The organism is Streptococcus suis, from assembly GCF_002964045.1.
In the GTDB taxonomy this organism is placed as follows: Bacteria; Bacillota; Bacilli; order Lactobacillales; family Streptococcaceae; genus Streptococcus; species Streptococcus suis_U.
This window is the reverse complement of sequence record NZ_POPB01000149.1, coordinates 1-306: the sequence shown is the minus strand read 5'-3', so window position 1 is coordinate 306 and position 306 is coordinate 1. Positions and strand designations below refer to the sequence as shown.

The 306-nt window shown below is 46.4% G+C and carries 2 tRNA genes; both read left to right on the top strand.

Annotation, left to right across the window (positions count from 1 at the left end):
* Positions 1-64 precede the first annotated feature (64 nt).
* Positions 65-138 (top strand) — tRNA-Arg (locus C1E99_RS00870).
* 47 nt (positions 139-185) lie between these two features.
* Positions 186-259: transfer RNA gene (locus tag C1E99_RS00865), tRNA-Pro, on the top strand.
* Positions 260-306: the final 47 nt, after the last annotated feature.

Below are 306 nucleotides of genomic sequence, written 5' to 3'. Positions count from 1 at the left end.
ATCCTGCGATGGCAACATCGTACTGGTTCGATTCCGGTCCTCGGCATGAAGATTATAATAGTTAGCACCCTTAGCTCAACTGGATAGAGTACCTGACTACGAATCAGGCGGTTAGAGGTTCGAATCCTCTAGGGTGCATCACTCGCTTAATGGAGACGTTAGGGGAGCTTTATTTTTAATAGTATCGGGAAGTAGCTCAGCTTGGTAGAGTACTTGGTTTGGGACCAAGGTGTCGCAGGTTCGAATCCTGTCTTCCCGATTATTGTGGCTCTTTGTCAACTGTAGTGGGTAGATGAAAAGCTAACA